The following is a 17,637-nucleotide window of genomic DNA, read 5'->3' as shown; positions in this document are numbered from 1 at the left end:
CGCCGCCGGGACCGCGGTCCCGCCCGCTCCCCCAGGGTCCGGCTCCCCGCCCGGCGGCTGGGCGGACTAGGTTGGAGGTCATGACCACCGAGGCCCAGGAGCAGGACGCGCCGCTCGTCGCCGTCGCGTCCGCCGACGCCGTACTGCGGCACCCCGAGGCGGGCGAACACCTGCTCACCGAGATCGAGCGGGCCCGCGCCGCACGCTTCCGGCAGGAGTCCGGGCGGACCGACTTCGTCGCCGGGCACGTGCTGGTCCGGCTCTGCGCCGCCCGCCTGCTCGGCGTCCCGGTCGCCGGGCTGGTGCTCGCCCAGGAGTGCCCGGACTGCGGCCTCGCCGACCACGGCAAGCCCTACCTGCCCGACCACCCCGGGGTGGAGGTCAGCCTGTCGCACACCCGGGGCGTGGTCGCGGCCGGCGCGGGCCGGCGCCCGGTCGGCGTGGACGTCGAGCTGGCCGGCCGGGGCGGCTCGCTGCGCGCCGTGGCCCGCCGGGTGCTCGCCCCCGCCGAGCTGGCCCTGGTCGAGGCGGCCCCGGAGCCGGACCGGGCGTTCCTGCGGCAGTGGGTGCGCAAGGAGTCGCTGATCAAGATCGGGCGGGTCACCCTGGACACCCTCGGGCAGGTCGACCTCTCCGCCCTGCCGCTGGACGTCCCGCCCGGCGCCCCGCTGCACAGCCGCTTCGAGGACCTCCACCTGCTCGACTGGACCGACCCCGGGCAGGGCGCCGCCGTCGCGGCCGTCAGCACCGCCCCGCCGCGGATCGTGGAGCTGGTCCCGGCGGGCTGAGCGGGGCACCGGGCCGGGCACCCGAGCGCGGGGCCGGTGGATAAGCGGTGTTAGCGTGCCTGGTCGTGGGCACGCCGAGCGCGCACGCCCGCCGTCCCCCCGCTGCCCACCGGATCAAAGGGTGCCCCGCCATGGCCAAGTTCCTGCTGAGCCTGCACGTCCTCGCGTCGGTCCTGTTCATAGGCCCGGTCGCGGTGGCCGTCAGCATGTTCCCGCGCCGGGCGAAGGCCGCCCTGGCCGGCGGCCCGGACCAGGCCTCGGACGCGGGCGTGCTGCGCGTCCTGCACCGGATCACCCAGGTCTACGCGCTGCTCGGCGTCGCGGTGCCGCTGCTGGGCATCGGCGTGGCCCAGGTGATGGACGTGCTCGGCCAGTCCTGGCTGATCGCCTCCATGGTGCTCACCGCGGTCGCCGCGCTCTCCCTGCTGCTCTTCGTGCTGCCCGGCCAGCAGGCCGCCGTGGACGCGCTCGGCCTCGACCCGGCGGACGAGCAGCGCACCAAGGCCGTCAGCGGCCTGCGGCTGCTGCCGATGACCGCCGGGGTGTTCAACCTGCTGTGGGCGGTGGTCGTGGTGCTGATGGTGATCCGCCCCGGCTCGACCACCGGCGCCTGAACCTCCGGCACCCGATCTCACGACACCCGACCTCACGGCCCCCGCCCTCACGACACCCGCACCCACGGCCCCCTCCCGCGGACGGGGTCGGTTCGAGTACCGTCCTTGCCCATGACGATCATGGCGGGCATGGGCGGCCCGACAGGGACCGGCGTCGGACCGCTGCTGCGCGGCTGGCGGGAGCGACGGCAGCTCAGCCAACTCCAGCTGGCCCTGCGGGCGAACTCCTCGGCCCGACACCTCAGCTTCGTCGAGAACGGCCGCGCCCGGCCGAGCCGGGAGCTGCTGCTGCGCCTGGCCGAACAGCTGGACGTCCCGGTGCGCGAGCGCAACTCCCTGCTGCTGGCGGCGGGTTACGCCCCGCACTACCCCGAGACACCGCTGGACGCCCCGTCCATGGACGCGCTGCGCGGCGGCGTCGAACGGCTGCTCGCCGCCCACGACCCGTACCCGGCCGTGGTCGTCGACGGCACCTTCCGGGTGCTGGCGGCCAACCGCTCGCTCACCCTGCTGCTGGACGGCGTCGCCCCCGAGCTGCTTCGGCCGCCGTTCAACGCCGTCCGGGTCGCCCTGCACCCGGACGGGCTGGCACGGCACATCGTCAACTTCCGGCAGTGGCGGCGGCACCTGCTCTCCCGGCTGGAGGAGCGGCTGGAGCCAGGGATCCACGCGGAACCGCTGCGGCAGCTGTACCAGGAAGTGCTCGGCTACCCCGAACCGGAGGAGGAGCCGACCCCGGAAGCCGCCGAGGAGCGGAACCCCTTCGCGCTGCCGCTGCGGGTCCGGCACGACGGCCGGGTGCTCTCCTTCCTGTCGACCGTCACCACCTTCAACACACCACTGGACGTGACCGTCTCCGAACTCGCCCTGGAGACCTTCCTGCCCGCCGACCGGGAGACCGTGCAGCACCTGCAGTCCGTGGTCGGCCCGGACCGGTAGCCCTGCGCCGGAGCGGTGCCCGGTGGGTCGGCCCTACCGCCGGGCACCGCTCCGGCGCAGGGCCGCGAGCTGGAGCACCACGAACAGCGCCACGGCGGCGGCCTGCACCGGGACCCAGACCGTGCCGGACGCGGTCGGCGCGAACCGGACGGCGAGCGCGACCAGGCTGAGCAGCACCCACCCGGCGTTGATCCCCGCCACCGCCAGCACCGCGGGCCGCGGCGGGCGGCGGGCGGCCAGCGCGCCGAGCACCAGGCCGTGGCAGGTCAGGAGCAGCCCGAGGACCAGCAGGGTGGGACGACCGACCCCGAGCAGGCCGCCGAGCGGACCGGCGAAGGCCAGATAGGCCAGACCGTTGCCCGCGGTGACCACCGCGTCCAGGGCGAGGACCCCGCGGACCGTCCACGGCGAGAACACCGCAGCAGGCCGGGCGGGGGTGACGGGGTGTGCGTTCGCACGCATGCGGATCGTCTCCTGACCGGGGTGGTGTCCCGGTGGCGCCGACCGCCCGCCCGGGTACCTCCACCCTGCCGGGCCGGACGGCGCCCGTCGATTACCCCGCGGGTCACGTACCCGGCCACCGCACGGGCGAGGCGCCCGGCCCGGCCCGCCCGGAGCTCACCGTGCGCGCGACGGCCGGTCCAGCAGCACCCCGGCCCGCTTCACCGCGCGGGCGGTGATCGTGGTCTCCGCGCGGGTGACCCCCAGCGGGCCCAGGGTGTCGGTGAGGAAGCGGTAGAGGCCGCCGTGGTCCGGGCAGAACAGCGTGGCCAGCAGGTTGGTCGGGCCGCTGGTGGCGAAGACGCCGTGCACCTGCGGGTGGCGGGCCAGCTCGGCGCCGACCTCGGCGAGCCGGCCCGGCGGCACGTCCAGCCAGAGGTTGGCGTCCACGGCCATGCCGAGCAGCCGGGGGTCCACGGTGGCGTGGGTGCGCAGCAGGCCGAGCCCGTCCAGCCGGTGCAGTCGGCGCCGTACGGTCGACTCGGGCGCGCCGACCGCCCCGGCCAGCACCGCGTGGGACTGCCGGGCGTCCTGCCCGAGCCGGTCCAGCAGGGCGCGGTCGAGGTCGTCCAGCGGCGGGGGCACGGCGGGGCGCGGGGCGAGCGGCCGGGCGAGCGCGGCGGCCTCCCCGTCGGTCAACCCGCCGGCCCGCCACTGCCCGGCGTCCGCGAAGGCGTGCAGGACGGCGTGGGTGGTGGTCTCGACGACGGCACCGGTCGCGGGCAGCTGCCCGTACAGCAGCCGGTCCCGGCCGTGGGCGTCGCCCAGCATCACGGCGCCGACCTCGTGGCCGCCCAGCATCACGTCGACGAAGGGCACGTCCGAGCGGTCGGCCAGCGCCCGGGCGAGGGCGTCCACCCGGCCGCGCAGCACCCGGACCCGCAGCAGCAGCGCGCCCACGGCGGCGTCCTCGACGTCGGGCAGCCGCACCACCCGGAGCACTCCGGCCTCGCGCATCCGGCCCAGCCGGCGGGTGACCGTCCGGGCGGAGACGCCCAGCACCTCGGCGATCCGGCCGGGCTCGGCCCGTCCGTCCACCTGGAGCGCGCAGACCAGGCGGCGGTCCAGGGTGTCCAGCACGGTGTCCGGATCCGTCGTGTCGAGGTCCATGGTGTCCGATCTCCGTCGCTTCGGGCTGCCCGTACGTCCTGTTCGGCAGTCCTGACGGTACTCCTTGTCCTGCCCGGCCGGAACGCGGCCGGAACGCGCCGGGACGCACCGGACCGGGGCGGAGCAGCACGGAACCGAGGAGGCAGGACATGGACGGACAGGGACAGGTCGCGGAGCTGTGGGCCCTGACGGAGGCCGTGGAGGCGGCGGTGCGCGAGGTCGGCGCGGGGCTGGCGGCGGCCCGGCCGGTCGAGCCGACCCCGGGGCGGACGGTCGAGGAGGCGATGGCCCGGTTCGCCGAGCTGGACGGCCCGGCCGCCGCCGAACTGCGCGAGCGGCTCACCGCGCTTCGCCCGCAGGCCGGGTGGGTGCCGGAGGAACTGGACGGCTCGGTGCCCGCCGAGGGCGAGTGGTGGGTCTGTGACGCGACCGACGGCGCGGTGCAGTACCTGCTCGGGCAGCCGCACTGGGCGGTGACGGCCACGCTGGTGCGCGACGGCACGGCGGTGCTGGCCGTGGTGCACGCCCCGGAGCTGTTCGGCGCGGGCCGGACCTACCGGGCGGTGCTGGGCGGCGGCGCCCAGTTGGACGGGCGGCCGATCACGCCGCTGGAGCGCGAGCTGGCGGCCACCGTCGCCGCCACCAGCCAGCCGCCGCTGGTGGCCGCCGACCCGGTGGCGCTGCGCCGGGCCGGCGAGTCGCTGTCCGCGATGGCGGGCGCGGTGCTCGCGGTGCGCAACCTCGGCCCGACCGCGCTCCAGGTGGCGCAGGTCGGCTCCGGGCACCTGGCGCTGTTCTGGCAGTACGGGCAGGACGCGGGCAACCTGCTGCCGGGCGCCCTGGTGGCGAGCGAGGCGGGCGCGACGGTGACGGACACCGCCGGGTCGGCCTGGACGGCCGGCTCGGACGGCTTCCTCACCGCCGCGCCCGGACTGCACGCGGACGCGGTGGGGGTGCTGCGCGCGGTCGGGTGAGGCCCGGGGTGGGACTTGGGTGAAGCCTCGGGCGAGGCCACGGGTGAGGCCTCAGGTGAGGCCTCAGGTGAGGCCTCAGGTGAGACCGAACAGCGCGGCCGCGTTGTCGTGGCAGACCGCCCGCAGCCACTCCTCCCCCAGCCCCAGTCCGGCCAGCGCCTCCAGCTGGTGGACGTACCGGTACGGGATGTTGGGGAAGTCGCTGCCGAGCAGGACGCGCTCCCGGAGCCCGCGCAGGCGCGGCAGTTCGTCGCGCGGGAAGGGCACGTCGGCCTCGGCGAAGTCGGTGAACGCGATGGTGGTGTCCAGCCGGACGGCCGGGTGGCGCTCGGCGAGGTCGAGGAAGTCGCGGTACTCGGGCATGCCCAGGTGGGCGACCACCAAGACCAGGCCCGGGTGCCGGTCCAGCACCGCGCCGATCGGGCCGGGACCGGTGAACTTGCCCGGCACCGGCCCGGATCCGCAGTGGGTGACCACCGGGGTGCCGGTCTCGGCGAGCAGCCCCCAGACCTCGTCCAGCCGGTCGTCCGTCGGGTCATAGCCGCCGACCTGGAGGTGCGCCTTGAACACCCGGGCGCCGTCCTCGATCGCGCGGGCCACGTAACCGGCCGCCCCGGGTTCGGGGAAGAAGGTCGCGGTGTGCAGGCACTCCGGGGTGCGGGCGGCGAACTCGGCGGCCCAGGCGTTCAACCAGCCGGCCATACCCGGCTTGTGCGGGTACAGCATGGACGTGAACGCCCGGACGCCGAAGTCCCGCAGCCGCTGGACCCGCTGCTCCTCGGCCTCGCGGTAGGTGATCGGCCAGGGGCGGTTCACCAGCGGACCGGCCGCGTCGAAGTACGCCCAGACCTTGTCGAGGACGTTCTTCGGCATGAAGTGGGTGTGCACGTCGATCAGCCCGGGCAGGCCCAGGCCCTGCCAGAACTCCCGTACGCCTGCGGACTCCTGGTCGTTCGCGGGGTCGTGCTGCTGATCGTTCGCGGGGTCGTGCTCCCGATCGTTCGCGAGATCGTGCTCCCGATCGTTCACGCGGGCACCGGGCGGGCGCGGTCGATGATCGCGGCGGTGTCGACGCCGGACGGCAGGGTGCCGAAGGCGGCGCCGTGGTCACCGCCGAGCCGGCTCGCGCAGAAGGCGTCGGCCACCGCCGGGCTGCCGTACCGGACCAGCAGCGAACCTTGGAAGGCCAGCGCCATCGACTCCACCAGCCGCCGGGTGCGGTACTCCAGGTCGGTCGGGTCGCTGAACTGCTTGCGCAGTCCGGCGACGGCCGCGTCCAGCCGGCGGTCCGCCCCGGCCGCCGCGTCGAGCTCGCCCATGAAGGCCTCGATCGTCTCCGGACGCTTGGCCATGGCGCGCAGGGCGTCCAGGGCGGCGACGTTGCCGGAGCCCTCCCAGATCGACACCAGCGGTGCCTCGCGGTAGAGCCGGGGCATCCCGGACTCCTCGACGTAGCCGTTGCCGCCCAGGCACTCCAGCGCCTCGGCGGAGTGCGCCGGACCGCGCTTGCAGACCCAGTACTTGGCCACCGCCAGGCCCAGGCGCCGCACCAGCGCCTCGTTCCCGTCCCCGGCGAGGGTGAGGTCCGTCGCGTGGGCCAGCCGCATCGCCACGGCCGTGGCCGCCTCGGACTCCACCACCAGGTCGGCCAGCACGTTGCGCATCAGCGGCTGGTCGACCAGCGCCTTGCCGAACGCCCGCCGGTGCAGGGCGTGGTGGACCGCCCGGGTGGCGCCGTAGCGCATCCCGGAGGCGGCGCCGATCGTGCAGTCCAGACGGGTCATGTTGACCATCTCGATGATGGTCGGCACGCCCCGGCCCTCCTCGCCGACCAGCAGGCCGACCGCGCCGTCGTACTCCAGCTCGGCGGAGGCGTTGGACTTGTTGCCGAGCTTGTCCTTGAGCCGCATCAGGTGCAGCCGGTTGCGGCTGCCGTCCGGGAGGACGCGCGGCAGCACGAAGCAGCTGAGCCCGCCGGGGGCCTGGGCGAGGGTCATGAAGAGATCGGACATCGGCGCCGAGGTGAACCACTTGTGCCCGGTGAGCCGGTAGCTGCCGTCGGACTGCGGGACGGCGGTGGTGGTGTTGGTCCGGACGTCCGAGCCGCCCTGCTTCTCCGTCATCGACATGCCGGCGATCAGCCCGCGCTTGGTGCGCGGCTCGCGCAGCCCGTAGTCGTACTCGGTGGCGGCCAGCAGCGGCTCCAACTCGGCTGCCAGGGCCGGGTTCTGGCGCAGGGCCGGGACGGCGGCGTAGGTCATCGAGATCGGGCAGGTGTGACCGGCCTCGACCTGGCTCCAGACGAAGAACTTGGCGGCGCGGGCGGAGTGGGCGCCGGGCCGGTCGTCCCGCCAGGGCACGGCGTGCAGGCCGTAGGACACGGCGGTGCGCATCAGCTCGTGCCAGGACGGGTGGAACTCGACCTCGTCGATCCGGTGGCCGAAGCGGTCGTGGGTGCGCAGCACCGGCGGGTTCTCGTTGGCCAGCCGGCCCCAGTCGGCGGCCTGCTCGGAGCCCGCCAGGCGGCCGAGCTCGCGCAGTTCGGGCTCGGCCCAGCCGGCGCCGGCCCGGTGCAGGGCGGCGAGCAGGGTCGGATCGGCGGCGGTGTCGTGTCCGTACGGCAGGGGCACCTGGTTGGTGACCTCATGCGTCGCTGTCATCGCGTCCTCCCAGGGCACGCAGGGTGAAGGAGACCAGGGCGGGGACCACCTCGGCGGTGGCCCGCTGGGGGTCGGAGTGGGGCCGGGGGCCGGAGGGCTGAGGGTCGTAAGGCTGGGCGTCGGAGGGCTGGGGGCCGGAGGGCTGGGGGCCGGAGGGCTGGGCCGCGAGCGGGCCGGCCAGAGCCTCGCCGACCGCGCCGACCAGGGCGGCGGCGGTCAGCACCGGGTCCTGCTCGGGGAGTTCGCCGGCCGCCACGGCAGCGGCGATCTCGGTGGCGATCACGTCCCGGAACGCCCGCCGGAACACCAGACGCTCGCCGTCCACCACCGTGTCGGCGGGCTCGACCAGCAGCGCGTACGCCAGCCGGGGGGCCCGCAGGGCACGGGTGGCGAAGGTCTCGACCACGGCGGCGATCCGCTGCCGCGGGGTGTCCCGCAGCGCGACGGCGGCGTTCACCGCGGCCATCTCGCGGGTGACCACCCGGCGGAACAACTGCACCGACAGCTCGGCCTTGTTGGCGAAGTGCTGGTAGAGGCTGCCGGTCGCGATCCCGGCGCGGTCCGCCACGGCGGCCATGGTGCAGCCGCCGTAACCGCGCTCGGCGAGCAGGCCGACCGCCGACTGCAGCACCGCCTCGCGCTGGGCGTCCAGGCGGGCTTGGACGGCGGGGGTGCGTCGGTAGGCCATGGAAGCATTGAAGCACCGATTCACTGCTTCGGGGAGGGGGAGGGAGAGCCGAGACGGCGGCAGCAGCGGGACCTGCGGGAACGACGGCGGGAACGACGGGAGGCCGCCCCGGGCGGGGCGGCCTCCTGGTCCTGCTCCTGGTTCTGCTCCTGGGCTACGCAGCGCTACAGCGGGCGGCGCTCCTGCTCCAGGCGCTGGCCCTCGACGTCCAGCGGGCCGAACGGCGCTCCCGGCTGCGCCGACTTGGCGAGCGAGCGGGCGGCGGCCTGGTCGCCCAGACCGGCCCACTCCAGCACCTTGGCCGTGGCCTCCGCCGACTGGTCGGCCGGCAGCTTGCCGATGTTGGAGCCGTGGTTGCCGCCGGGCACGACGTAGACGTAGCTGTCGTCACTGCCCCGGCCGAGGTGGAACGGCTTGGCGCCCCACGGGTCGTTGCCGCCGTAGACGAACATCATCCGCTCGCCCTCGCGCTTCACCCAGCGGTCGATGTCGGGCATCGCCTTCGGGTTGAAGACGGTCGGGATCTCCTTCGGCACGTAGGAGCGGGCCGAGTAGAGGTCCTTGTAGTCGTAGTGCAGCTGGTCCTTCAAGTACGAGACGTCGAAGAACGGCGCACCCAGCTCGGTCGCGGCCTGGTAGTAGTACGCGGTGTACTTCGCCAGCGACTGGTCGCTGTTGCCGGTGATGCCCGACTGGGCGTCGTACCACGCGTACAGCTCGTCGTCGGTCGCGGTCGCGGCCACCGGGACCTTCGCGCAGTCCGACTCCAGGCTGTACTGCCAGAACGCCCAGACCACGTCGAGCACGCCGGCCTCGTAGGCGCGGTCCGGGGTGCCGAGGGTGTTGAAGGTGGAACCCGCCGCCTTGTTGTCGGCGATGTAGCGCGACTCCAGGCGGTCACGGCGCACCAGCAGCTCGCGCTGGGCGGCGTTCAGCTTGGCACGGCACTCCGGGGTGCCGACGTTGCGGAAGAACTCGGTGTAGGCCGCGTAGTCGCTGACGTCGGTGTTGTTCGGCGCGACGTACGCGATCGTGCCGGCCACGTCGTCCGGGTAGAAGCGGCGGTAGAAGGTCGACGACATGCCGCCCTTGCTGGCGCCGGTGGAGAGCCACTCCTGGTCGTAGATCCGCTTGAGCGCGGTCACCAGCTTGTGCGAGTCGGCGGCCTGCTGGCGGATGCCCGCCTTGGACCAGTCGGCCGGCTCCGGGCGGGAGGGGGTGAAGTACCGGTACTCGATGGAGACCTGGTTGCCGTCCACCAGCCGGGTCGGCTCGGTGCGGGACGGCGTGGTGCCCAGCGTGTAGCCGTTGGTGTAGAAGACGGTCGGGCGGTCGTAGCCGCGGTGCAGCACGCTGAAACGCTGCTGGAAGGTGCCCAGCCAGGGGCGGAAGTGGTCGATCGGCTGGGTGTAGGTGGCCAGGAAGTAGCGGTGGCCGGTGGTGGTGGGCTTCTCCTCGGTGATCGTCACGCCGGGGATCGCCGCCAGGCGGTCCTTGATGTCGGCGGTCGGGTCGTCGGCGGGGCTCCGGCCGTGCGCGGCCCCGGACGCCTCGGCCCCGGACGCCTCGGCCCCGCGGCCGGTGTCGGCCGAGGCCGGAGCGGCCAGGCCGCCGATCGCGAACATCGGTATCAGCAGGGCGGATACCAGCAGCCTCTTGAACCTGGTGGTCATCAACTCTCCATCTGGTCAACGGACATGACGTGCCTCGTCGGCACTACTCTGCGGTGCGGGTGGTGCGGTGGCCGCCCGATGGACGGCCGAATGGGCCACCCGCCTGGTCGCGGGTGGCCCATCGGGGAGAAGGTGCTGGTCAAGGGGGTCGCTGCGGTTCCTTCGACGGCCCGGAGGCCCGGTGGGTCGGCCCGCCCGCCGAGGGGGTGCGGTGCGGGCGGGCCGGGGCACGCGGGCCGGGCCAGGGCTTACGGACAGGGCTTGCACGGACAGGGCTTACGGGCAGGGCTTACAGGCAGGGCGTGCGAGCGGGGCCTACGGGCGGGGCAGGGTGCAGCCGGCCAGGGTGAGGTCGAGGCGGTTGCCGGGTGCGAAGCAGGCGGGGATGCCGTAGGTCTCCTGGGCGTAGCCGATGCCCTGGTGCACCGTGACCGCGCCCGACTCGTCGACCTCGCACGGGTTGTCCAGGGTGCAGGACTCGCCGCTCTCGTTGATCGTGTTGTTCACGGCGACCAGCAGACCGGTCGAGGCGTCGACCACCGGCGAGCCCGAGGTGCCGCCGATCACGTTGCAGCCCGAGGTGTAGCGGACCGAGTCCTTGAACGTCCAGTCGGCCTCGTTCAACTGGTAGGCGAAGCCGTCGATCGAGCAGGAGTAGATCTTCTTCCAGTAACCGGAGACGACCCGGATGTCCGCGCCCTGGTTGGGGTGGGTGTCGGCGATCGTCAGCGGGGAGATCCCGTACTTCGACTTGATCGAGGCGTAGCTGGTGTTCAGCTGGTAGATCGACACGTCCGTGTCGGTCATCGCGCCGTAGACCACCTTGGTCGCGCGCAGGGTGGCGAGGCGGCCGCCGGTCGAGTTGAGCAGGGTGAAGGTCCGGCTGGAGGGCTGGTTGAGGACGACCTCGCCGGGGCCGGGCATACCGGACTCCAGGCAGTGGCCGTTGGAGAGCACCAGGGCCGGGTCGGTCGCGGCCGAGCCGGGCATCCGCACCAGGGAGCCGGAGCAGTTGCTGAGCGCGACCGTCCCGGCGAAGCTGACGGCGGCCGGCTTGGCCGCCGGGGCGGAGCCCTCGGCCTGGGCAGCGGCCTCCGTCGGGGCGGTGACCTGCGCCGGGGCGGCGGCCTGGGCCGGGGCGGCACCGCCGAGGGCGGTGGCTCCCGCGACCAGGAGCGTGGCGAGCATGCCTATGAGCGGCTTCTTCATGAGAGACCTCTCGGTGTGGGGGTCCCCCAAAGCTGTCGCGGACATGACTTACTGTCAAGAGTCAAAACCAGACCAAGAGAACACCCCTGGTCATGGAATCGACCGCCCGGCGCCCGGGCGGGTGCCCGGCCCGGCACTCAGGGCCCTACTGCGGTCAACTCCCCTGCCAGTGCCGCCGGCCGAGGCTGATCAGGCGCAGCTGCGAGCGCGCCGTGGCGGCGATCCGCTGCTCGCGGGCGGGGTCCGCCTCCTGGGCCTCCAGGAAGGCGGAGGCCGTCGACACCATGTGGTCGACGTAGAGCTCGGCCAGCATCCGCAGGTCCTGCTCGCTCCAGCCCGCCGAGACCGGCTGGAGCGCCAGGGCGGAGCCCACTTCGGCGGCGAATCGGCCCAGTTCGGCGTCGATCGCCTCGCGCACCTGCCGGACCCCGCCGTGCCGCTCGCGCGACAGGAAGCGCACGTGCGGCCGGTGTTCGCGGACGTGCCGCTGGATGACGTCCACCGCCCGGTCGATCAGCTCCTCGGCGCCCCCGGCCTCGGCGAGCACCGAGCGGATCATGACGTGCAGGCTGGCCAGCGACTCCTCGACCAGGGCGACGCCGAGGGCGGCGAGGTCCGGGAAGTGCCGGTAGAAGGCGGCCGGGGACAACCCCGCCTCCCGGGTGACCTCGCGGACGCCCAGGCTCGCCAGGTTCTGATCGGCCAGCAGGTGCAGACCGGCGTCCAGCAAGGCCCGCCGGCTCTGCTGCTTCTGGGCCTGTCTGGCCCCCACGGTGTGATTCACGCCATTCAGTAAACAGTCGTTTGCCGAACTTGGCCAGCCGGGCGTACAGTGGGCCTCGAAGTCAGTGAACACTTGTCAACCGAAATCGGCGCGGCAGCAGCCGCATCCGCAGCCGAAGGAGCCAGCCGTGATCCTGTTCTCCGCACTGGTCGCCATGGGAGTCCTGATCGGCACCGCCGCCCACCTCCCCCTCCCGGTGTTCCTCGCCGCCTCCGCCGCCATCTCCGCCTGGCTGCTCGCTTTCGGCGCCCGCGAAGGCGTCGCCCGCCTGCGGCACCGCTGAGCCCGCCGCACCGTCCACTCCCGTCGACCGCCGAGAGGACCGCCACCGCCATGAGCACCGTCACCGACCACGCCGTCACCAGCAACGCCGTCACCGGCCGCGCCGTCATCAGCAACGCCGTCACCAGCCGTAACAGCGCCGGCCGTACCGCCGCCGTCCGCAGCAGCGCCGAGCGCGCCGCCGAGGAGCGTCAGGGCACCGCCGAGGCCGACAACCTGGCCGTCGCCTCCTTCCTGCTCGGCCTCCCGGGCCTGCTGCTCTTCAACCTCGTGCTGGGCCCGATCGCCGTCACCCTCGCCACCCTGGCCCTGGTCCGCGGCACCAGCCGCCGCGGCCGCGCCTTCCTCGGCCTGGCCCTCGGCATCGCCTCGCTGGCCATCCTCGCCGTCACCACCGCCACCTCCCACGGTGTGCTCATCGACCTCGGCTCCTGACCGGGCTTCAACTCCCTGGCGCCCCGGGCCGAACAGTCGATCATGTCAACCCTGCCCACGACCCCCGCCCGCCACGTAGGGTGGCCACATCGGCCGGGTGACCACAGGGGGCAGGAGTGAGTACCGAGATCCGCAGCGACGCACAGCCGAGGCCCACCGGGGCGGGCGGGGGCGGGCGGCTGCTCGCGGTGAGCGACCTGCACATCTCCTACCGGGAGAACCGCGACCTGGTGGAGAAGCTCCGGCCCACCCACCCCGACGACTGGCTGCTCGTCGCCGGTGACGTCGCCGAACTCACCACCAGCATCGAGTGGGCGCTCGGCCTGCTCGCCGACCGCTTCGCCCGTGTGGTGTGGGCCCCCGGCAACCACGAGCTGTGGACCCACCCCGAGGACCCGGTCCAGCTCCGCGGCGTGGCCCGCTACAACCACCTGGTGGAACTGTGCCGCGCCCTCGGCGTCGTCACCCCCGAGGACCCCTACCCGCTCTGGCACGGCCCCGCCGGCCCGGTGCGGATCGCCCCGCTCTTCCTGCTGTACGACTACACCTTCCGCGCCCCGGGGACGACCACCAAGGAGGAGTCCCTGGCGGCCGCGTACGAGAGCGGCATCGTCTGCGCGGACGAGCGGATGCTCCACCCGGACCCGTTCCCGGACCGCGACTCCTGGTGCCGCGAGCGCGTCCGGCTGACCGAGCAGCGGCTCGCGGCCTGCGACCCGGACGTCCCGCTGGTCCTGGTCAACCACTACCCGCTGGTCCGCCACCCCACCGAAGTCCTCTGGTACCCCGAGTTCGCCCAGTGGTGCGGCACCGAGCTGACCGCCGACTGGCACCGCCGTTTCAACACCGCGGCGATGATCTACGGGCACCTGCACATTCCGCGCAAGACCTCCTACGACGGCGTCCCGTTCGAGGAGGTCTCGCTCGGCTACCCGCGCGAGTGGCGCAAGCGCGGGCTGCCGGACCCGCTGCTGCGGGAGGTGTTCCCGCAGGTCACGGTGAGCTGATCAGCCGGCCCGCTGCCCCGCTGATCCACCGACCCGCTGACCCGCCGGCCCACTGACCCGCCGGCGCACTGACCCGCCGGACCCGGGACCTCGGGGAGGCCCTCTGCGAGGGGGCCTCCCCCGCTCCCGTACCCCCTCCTGCTCCACCGCTCCCTCCTTCCTACTCCGCCGCGATCGCCCGCAGCACGTCCAGCCGCGCGGCCCGCCCGGCGGGGCGGAGCCCGGCCACCGCTCCCGCGAGCAGTCCGGCCGCCAGGACCACGGCCAGTTGCCCGCCCGGGAGCGCGAACGACCCCGTCCCCGCGCTGTCCGAGGCCTTCACCAGCGCCCAGCCGAGGAAGACCCCGAGCCCCAGGCCGCCCACCGTCCCGAAGGCCGCCACCAGCACGGACTCCCAGCGGACCATCGCGCGCAGCTGCGCCCTGGTCTGGCCCACCGCCCTCAGCAGCCCCAACTCCCTGGTCCGCTCGTGCACCGCCAGCGTGAGGGTGTTGGCGATGCCGAGCAGGGCTATCAGGACGGCCAGCGCCAGCAGCGCGTAGACCACCGAGAGCATCATGTCGACCCCGGAGGCCGCGCTCTTCGCGTACTCGGCCCGGTCCTGCACCTGCGGACTGCCGTAGGGCACCAGCGCCTTGACCACCGCCGCCTTTCCGGCGGACGGCGAAACGCCGTCGCGCAGCCCGATCGCGACCATGGTGTCGGCGTCCTGCCCCCGGTGCGGGGCCCAGACCTGCCTGGTCATCAGGTAGTCGCCGGCCAACCCGCCGCCCTCGTACAGGGCACGGATGGTGAACGGCCCGCTCGCTCCGTCGGTGAAGCCCACGGTGACGGACTGTCCGAGCCGCCAGCCGTGCTGCTTCGCCTCGCTGCGGGAGACGGCGAGGCCGTCCGTGCCGAGCGCGGTGAGCGAGCCGTCCACCCGGCCGAGGTCGACGATGCCGGGCAGCCGGGCCGGGTCGGTGACGTCCAGGGTGCGGCCGTGCCCGTCGATCCGGGCGACGCCGCGACCGAGCCCGACCGTCTGCCGCACCTCGGGCAGCGCGGCCAGGGCGTCCGCCGCCTTGGGGCTGATCCCGCTGCCGCCCGCCCCGAAGGAGGCGGTGGTGACGGCGAGGTCGCCCGCGAAGGACTTGTCCACCGTGTCGTCCAGGGTGGCCCTGATCGAGGCGCCGAAGACGGTGAACAGCGTGACCACCGCGACGCCGATCATCAGCGCGCTCGCCGTGGCCGCCGTCCGGCGCGGGTTGCGGGCCGCGTTGCGCCGGGCCAGCAGTCCGGAGACCCCGCGCAGCCCGGGCAGCGGTGCGCCCAGTGTCCGGACCGCGACGGCCGCGGCGACCGGCCCGAGCACCACCGTGCCAGCCAGCACCGCCAGCGCCCCACCCGCCGTCAGCAGGACCGACGGGCCGTCGGTGGCACCGAGGACGGCGACCGGTACGCCGCCCGCCAGCAGCATGCCCCCGAGCACCACCCGGACGAGCCCCGCCCGGCCCCGGGCCGCCCCGTCGACCGCCGTCTCCCGCAGGGCCGCCAGCGGCGCCGTCCGGCCGGCCCGGACGGCCGGCAGCAGCGCCGAACCGACCGCCACCAGCGTGCCGACCAGCAGCGGCAGCACCACGGCGGCGGTGCTGATCACCATGCCGCCGGTCGGCAGGGCGAAGCCGAGCACCGAGAACAGCGCCTTGAGGCCGGCCGCGACCCCGATCCCGCCGAGCAGCCCGCCGAACGAGGCCAGCAGGCCGACCAGGGACGCCTCCGCGAGCGTCGCCCCGAGCACCTGGCCGCGCGCCGCGCCGAGTGCCCGCAGCAGCGCGTTCTCCCTGGTCCGCTGGGCGACCACGATGGCGAAGGTGTTGTGGATGGTGAACGTCGCCACCAGGAGGGCGATCCCGGCGAACACCAGCAGCAGCGTGGTGAACAGGCTGAGGAAGCGCCCGGACACCTGCTGGGTGCTCTCCTGGGTGGCCGCGGCGCCGGTGACCGCCTGGACGCCGGCGGGCAGGTGCGGGCCGATCCGGTCGACCAGCTCCCGCTGGGACACCCCGCCCGCCGCCCGGACCTGGATCGAGCTGGCCTGCCCCGAACCCTTGGGCGTGAGGTGCTGCTCGGCGTCGGCGAAGGTCATCGCGGTGAAGGTGCTCGGCCCCATGCCGTCCGCGCTCGCCCCGAAGGTGGCGATGCCGACGACGGTGACGGGCACCGGATCGGGGGTGCGCAGCACGGTGGTCGAGCCGAGGTGCAGCCCGCCCGCCTTGGCCGCGCCCCGGTTGACCACGACCTCGCCCGGCGCGGCCGGTGCCCGGCCCTCGGCCAGCCGGTAGGGGTTCAGCCGGGCGTCGGTGAGCCAGTTCCCCGCCAGGGTGGGCGGGCCCTGGCCGCCGACCGGTTTGCCGTCGCTGCCGATGAGTTGGCCCGCGCCCTGGACGGACGGCTCGGCGGCCGCCACACCGGGCAGCGCGCGCAGCCGGTCGGCGAGCGCGGCGTCGACCGGGGCCCGCACCCCGCCGGGCGCCGCCGGGGAGTCCAGGACGTCGGCGCTGCGGACCACCGCGTCGGTGCCCGCGTTGGCATCGGCGAACAGGGTGTCGAAGTTGGCCCGCAGGGTGTCGCCGAGCACCATCGTGCCGGTCAGGAAGGCGACGCCGAGCAGGATGGACAGCAGGGTGCCGGCCAGCCGGCGCTTGTGGGCGCGCAGCGAGCGCAGGCTGAGCCGGAGGGTGGCGTCGGCCGCGGTCATGACCGCCCCCGTTCGAAGGCCTTCATCCGGTCGAGCACCCGGTCGGCGCTCGGCCGCGCCATCCGGTCCACCAGCCGCCCGTCGGCGAGGAACAGCGCCTCGTCGGCGTGGCCGGCCGCCGTCGGGTCGTGGGTGACCATGACGACGGCCTGCCCCATCTCGTCGACCGCGCGGCGCAGCAGGCCGAGCACCTCGCCGCCGGTGCGGGAGTCGAGGTTGCCGGTCGGCTCGTCGGCGAAGACCACCTGCGGCCGCCCGGCGAGTGCCCGGGCCACCGCGACCCGCTGCTGCTGGCCGCCGGAGAGCTCGCTCGGGCGGTGCCGCAGCCGGTCGCCGAGGCCGACCACCCCGATCAGGGTGTCCAGCCAGGCCTGGTCGGGGGCGGCTCCGGCGAGGTCCAGCGGGAGGGTGATGTTCTCCCGGACGGTGAGCGTGGGCACCAGGTTGAAGGCCTGGAACACGAAGCCGATCCGCTCCCGGCGCAGCAGGGTGAGCCGCCGGTCGTTCAGTGGGCCGAGTTCGGTGTCGCCGATCCAGGCGCTGCCGGCGGTGAGGGTGTCCAGTCCGGCCGCGCAGTGCATCAGGGTGGACTTGCCCGAACCGGACGGCCCCATGATCGCGGTGAACCGCCCGGCCGGGAACTCCACCGTCACGTGGTCCAGCGCCCGGACCTCGGTGCCGCCGACGCCGTAGACCTTCACGGCGTCGGCGACCCGGGCGGCGGTGCCGCGTACGACGTCGAGGGTGGTCACGCGGCGCCACCGCCCCGGGGGACGTCCCGCGTCGGCTCGGTGAGCACCGCCCGCTTGGCGCGGTACTCCTCGGCGTCGATGTCGCCCTCGGCGTAGCGGCGGCCCAGGACGGCGAGCGGGTGCTCCGCGCCACCCGGGGCGCCGGCCCCGAACCCGCAGGCGCCGCGCCGCCGCCAGACCGTCCGGCGCAGCAGGGTGATCACCAGGACCACCACGGCGATCCAGACCAGGGGTACCAGCAGGATCCAGGGGCCCGGCCCGTGCCAGTCCGCCAGTTGCTCCGCCAGCTGTGTGGTCATCACAGTTCATCTCCTCGGTCGGCTCCACGGCCCCGGGTCTTCCCGAGGTGCCTTGAGCGTCCCGCCGAGGGGTCTCATCACGCGTCCTACCAGCAGCGGCAGTTGGGGTACTCCCGGGAGAGTACGGATGCCCCGCGCCACGCCGGGCCGGAAGTAGCCGTACGGAAGCGGGCCCGGGGTTC

Annotated in this window: 18 protein-coding genes; 7 read left to right on the top strand and 11 right to left on the bottom strand. The window is 74.3% G+C overall.

All coding sequences use genetic code 11. The annotated features are described in order from the left end of the window. Positions 1-80: 80 nt before the first annotated feature. The 3 genes from ACFXPX_RS25305 (at position 81) to ACFXPX_RS25295 (ending at position 2,341) form a co-directional block, all read left to right on the top strand. Positions 81-788: a 4'-phosphopantetheinyl transferase family protein gene (locus tag ACFXPX_RS25305; protein WP_380525244.1), complete on the top strand. Its 708-nt coding sequence runs from the start codon at positions 81-83 to the stop codon at positions 786-788. 131 nt (positions 789-919) lie between these two features. Further along, a complete protein-coding gene (locus tag ACFXPX_RS25300) occupies positions 920-1,402 on the top strand; it encodes a DUF2269 family protein (RefSeq protein WP_375887856.1) in 483 nt (160 codons plus the stop codon). Positions 1,403-1,513: 111 nt separating this feature from the next. Next, positions 1,514-2,341, top strand: a complete 828-nt coding sequence (locus ACFXPX_RS25295; protein WP_375887854.1) for a helix-turn-helix domain-containing protein — start codon at positions 1,514-1,516, stop codon at positions 2,339-2,341. Between the two features lie 33 nt (positions 2,342-2,374). On the opposite strand, the gene ACFXPX_RS25290 is transcribed toward ACFXPX_RS25295, so the two are convergent. Together ACFXPX_RS25290 and ACFXPX_RS25285 are read right to left on the bottom strand one after the other, a co-directional pair. Continuing rightward, complete coding sequence (locus tag ACFXPX_RS25290; protein WP_380643415.1) at positions 2,375-2,803, bottom strand: hypothetical protein; 429 nt, start codon at positions 2,801-2,803, stop codon at positions 2,375-2,377. 156 nt (positions 2,804-2,959) lie between these two features. Further along, the gene (locus ACFXPX_RS25285) at positions 2,960-3,952 is read right to left on the bottom strand and encodes an Lrp/AsnC family transcriptional regulator (RefSeq protein WP_380525246.1); all 993 of its coding nucleotides are present in this window, start codon (positions 3,950-3,952) and stop codon (positions 2,960-2,962) included. Positions 3,953-4,101: 149 nt separating this feature from the next. On the opposite strand from ACFXPX_RS25285, the gene ACFXPX_RS25280 reads away from it, so the two are divergent. Then, positions 4,102-4,926: an inositol monophosphatase family protein gene (locus ACFXPX_RS25280; RefSeq protein WP_380525247.1), complete on the top strand. Its 825-nt coding sequence runs from the start codon at positions 4,102-4,104 to the stop codon at positions 4,924-4,926. A 75-nt stretch (positions 4,927-5,001) separates the two neighbouring features. On the opposite strand, the gene ACFXPX_RS25275 is transcribed toward ACFXPX_RS25280, so the two are convergent. From ACFXPX_RS25275 to ACFXPX_RS25250, 6 genes are all read right to left on the bottom strand, one after another. After that, positions 5,002-5,838 carry an amidohydrolase family protein gene (locus ACFXPX_RS25275; protein ID WP_380643421.1) on the bottom strand — a complete coding sequence of 279 codons (837 nt, stop codon included), beginning with the start codon at positions 5,836-5,838 and terminating at the stop codon, positions 5,002-5,004. 113 nt (positions 5,839-5,951) lie between these two features. Next, positions 5,952-7,586, bottom strand: coding sequence for an acyl-CoA dehydrogenase family protein (locus ACFXPX_RS25270; RefSeq protein ID WP_380643413.1), 1,635 nt, complete (start codon positions 7,584-7,586; stop codon positions 5,952-5,954). Further along, entirely contained in the window at positions 7,570-8,274 is a 705-nt protein-coding gene (locus ACFXPX_RS25265; protein ID WP_380643411.1) for a TetR/AcrR family transcriptional regulator, read from the bottom strand. The genes ACFXPX_RS25270 and ACFXPX_RS25265 overlap by 17 nt, the downstream gene beginning before the upstream one ends. Before the next feature lie 164 nt (positions 8,275-8,438). After that, a complete protein-coding gene (locus ACFXPX_RS25260) occupies positions 8,439-9,947 on the bottom strand; it encodes a S28 family serine protease (protein WP_380643409.1) in 1,509 nt (502 codons plus the stop codon). 315 nt (positions 9,948-10,262) lie between these two features. Continuing rightward, positions 10,263-11,156: a trypsin-like peptidase domain-containing protein gene (locus ACFXPX_RS25255; RefSeq protein WP_375887837.1), complete on the bottom strand. Its 894-nt coding sequence runs from the start codon at positions 11,154-11,156 to the stop codon at positions 10,263-10,265. Positions 11,157-11,310: 154 nt separating this feature from the next. Next, positions 11,311-11,940: a TetR family transcriptional regulator gene (locus ACFXPX_RS25250; RefSeq protein ID WP_380406134.1), complete on the bottom strand. Its 630-nt coding sequence runs from the start codon at positions 11,938-11,940 to the stop codon at positions 11,311-11,313. Positions 11,941-12,067: 127 nt separating this feature from the next. Between ACFXPX_RS25250 and ACFXPX_RS25245 the strand changes: the two genes are divergently transcribed. The 3 genes from ACFXPX_RS25245 (at position 12,068) to ACFXPX_RS25235 (ending at position 13,664) form a co-directional block, all read left to right on the top strand. Then, a complete protein-coding gene (locus tag ACFXPX_RS25245; RefSeq protein ID WP_375887834.1) occupies positions 12,068-12,223 on the top strand; it encodes a hypothetical protein in 156 nt (51 codons plus the stop codon). Positions 12,224-12,273: 50 nt separating this feature from the next. Further along, complete coding sequence (locus tag ACFXPX_RS25240) at positions 12,274-12,657, top strand: hypothetical protein (protein WP_380525253.1); 384 nt, start codon at positions 12,274-12,276, stop codon at positions 12,655-12,657. Positions 12,658-12,785: 128 nt separating this feature from the next. Next, positions 12,786-13,664, top strand: coding sequence for a metallophosphoesterase family protein (locus tag ACFXPX_RS25235; RefSeq protein WP_380525260.1), 879 nt, complete (start codon positions 12,786-12,788; stop codon positions 13,662-13,664). A gap of 160 nt (positions 13,665-13,824) precedes the next feature. Here the strand turns inward: ACFXPX_RS25235 and ACFXPX_RS25230 are convergent, their stop codons facing one another. From ACFXPX_RS25230 to ACFXPX_RS25220, 3 genes are read right to left on the bottom strand one after another with little or no spacing between them, the layout of a single operon-like run. Continuing rightward, on the bottom strand, positions 13,825-16,404 hold the full coding sequence (locus ACFXPX_RS25230; RefSeq protein WP_380643406.1) for an ABC transporter permease: 2,580 nt from the start codon (positions 16,402-16,404) through the stop codon (positions 13,825-13,827). Beyond that, positions 16,401-17,156, bottom strand: coding sequence for an ABC transporter ATP-binding protein (locus tag ACFXPX_RS25225; protein WP_375887825.1), 756 nt, complete (start codon positions 17,154-17,156; stop codon positions 16,401-16,403). Before ACFXPX_RS25225 ends, ACFXPX_RS25230 begins: the two co-directional genes overlap by 4 nt. Next, complete coding sequence (locus ACFXPX_RS25220; RefSeq protein WP_375887823.1) at positions 17,153-17,455, bottom strand: SHOCT domain-containing protein; 303 nt, start codon at positions 17,453-17,455, stop codon at positions 17,153-17,155. The genes ACFXPX_RS25225 and ACFXPX_RS25220 overlap by 4 nt, the downstream gene beginning before the upstream one ends. Positions 17,456-17,637 lie beyond the last annotated feature (182 nt).

The organism is Kitasatospora sp. NPDC059146 (assembly GCF_042786665.1).
GTDB lineage: Bacteria > Actinomycetota > Actinomycetes > Streptomycetales > Streptomycetaceae > Kitasatospora.
This window is presented reverse-complemented; position numbering and strand designations above follow the sequence as displayed.

Coding starts and splice junctions, on each gene's coding strand:
- ACFXPX_RS25220 (WP_375887823.1), bottom strand. CDS start 17,455: ATGACCACACAGCTGGCGGAGCAACTGGCGGACTGGCACGGGCCGGGC.
- ACFXPX_RS25230 (WP_380643406.1), bottom strand. CDS start 16,404: ATGACCGCGGCCGACGCCACCCTCCGGCTCAGCCTGCGCTCGCTGCGC.
- ACFXPX_RS25260 (WP_380643409.1), bottom strand. CDS start 9,947: ATGACCACCAGGTTCAAGAGGCTGCTGGTATCCGCCCTGCTGATACCG.
- ACFXPX_RS25280 (WP_380525247.1), top strand. CDS start 4,102: ATGGACGGACAGGGACAGGTCGCGGAGCTGTGGGCCCTGACGGAGGCC.
- ACFXPX_RS25290 (WP_380643415.1), bottom strand. CDS start 2,803: ATGCGTGCGAACGCACACCCCGTCACCCCCGCCCGGCCTGCTGCGGTG.
- ACFXPX_RS25255 (WP_375887837.1), bottom strand. CDS start 11,156: ATGAAGAAGCCGCTCATAGGCATGCTCGCCACGCTCCTGGTCGCGGGA.
- ACFXPX_RS25240 (WP_380525253.1), top strand. CDS start 12,274: ATGAGCACCGTCACCGACCACGCCGTCACCAGCAACGCCGTCACCGGC.
- ACFXPX_RS25300 (WP_375887856.1), top strand. CDS start 920: ATGGCCAAGTTCCTGCTGAGCCTGCACGTCCTCGCGTCGGTCCTGTTC.
- ACFXPX_RS25270 (WP_380643413.1), bottom strand. CDS start 7,586: ATGACAGCGACGCATGAGGTCACCAACCAGGTGCCCCTGCCGTACGGA.
- ACFXPX_RS25295 (WP_375887854.1), top strand. CDS start 1,514: ATGACGATCATGGCGGGCATGGGCGGCCCGACAGGGACCGGCGTCGGA.
- ACFXPX_RS25265 (WP_380643411.1), bottom strand. CDS start 8,274: ATGGCCTACCGACGCACCCCCGCCGTCCAAGCCCGCCTGGACGCCCAG.
- ACFXPX_RS25285 (WP_380525246.1), bottom strand. CDS start 3,952: ATGGACCTCGACACGACGGATCCGGACACCGTGCTGGACACCCTGGAC.
- ACFXPX_RS25305 (WP_380525244.1), top strand. CDS start 81: ATGACCACCGAGGCCCAGGAGCAGGACGCGCCGCTCGTCGCCGTCGCG.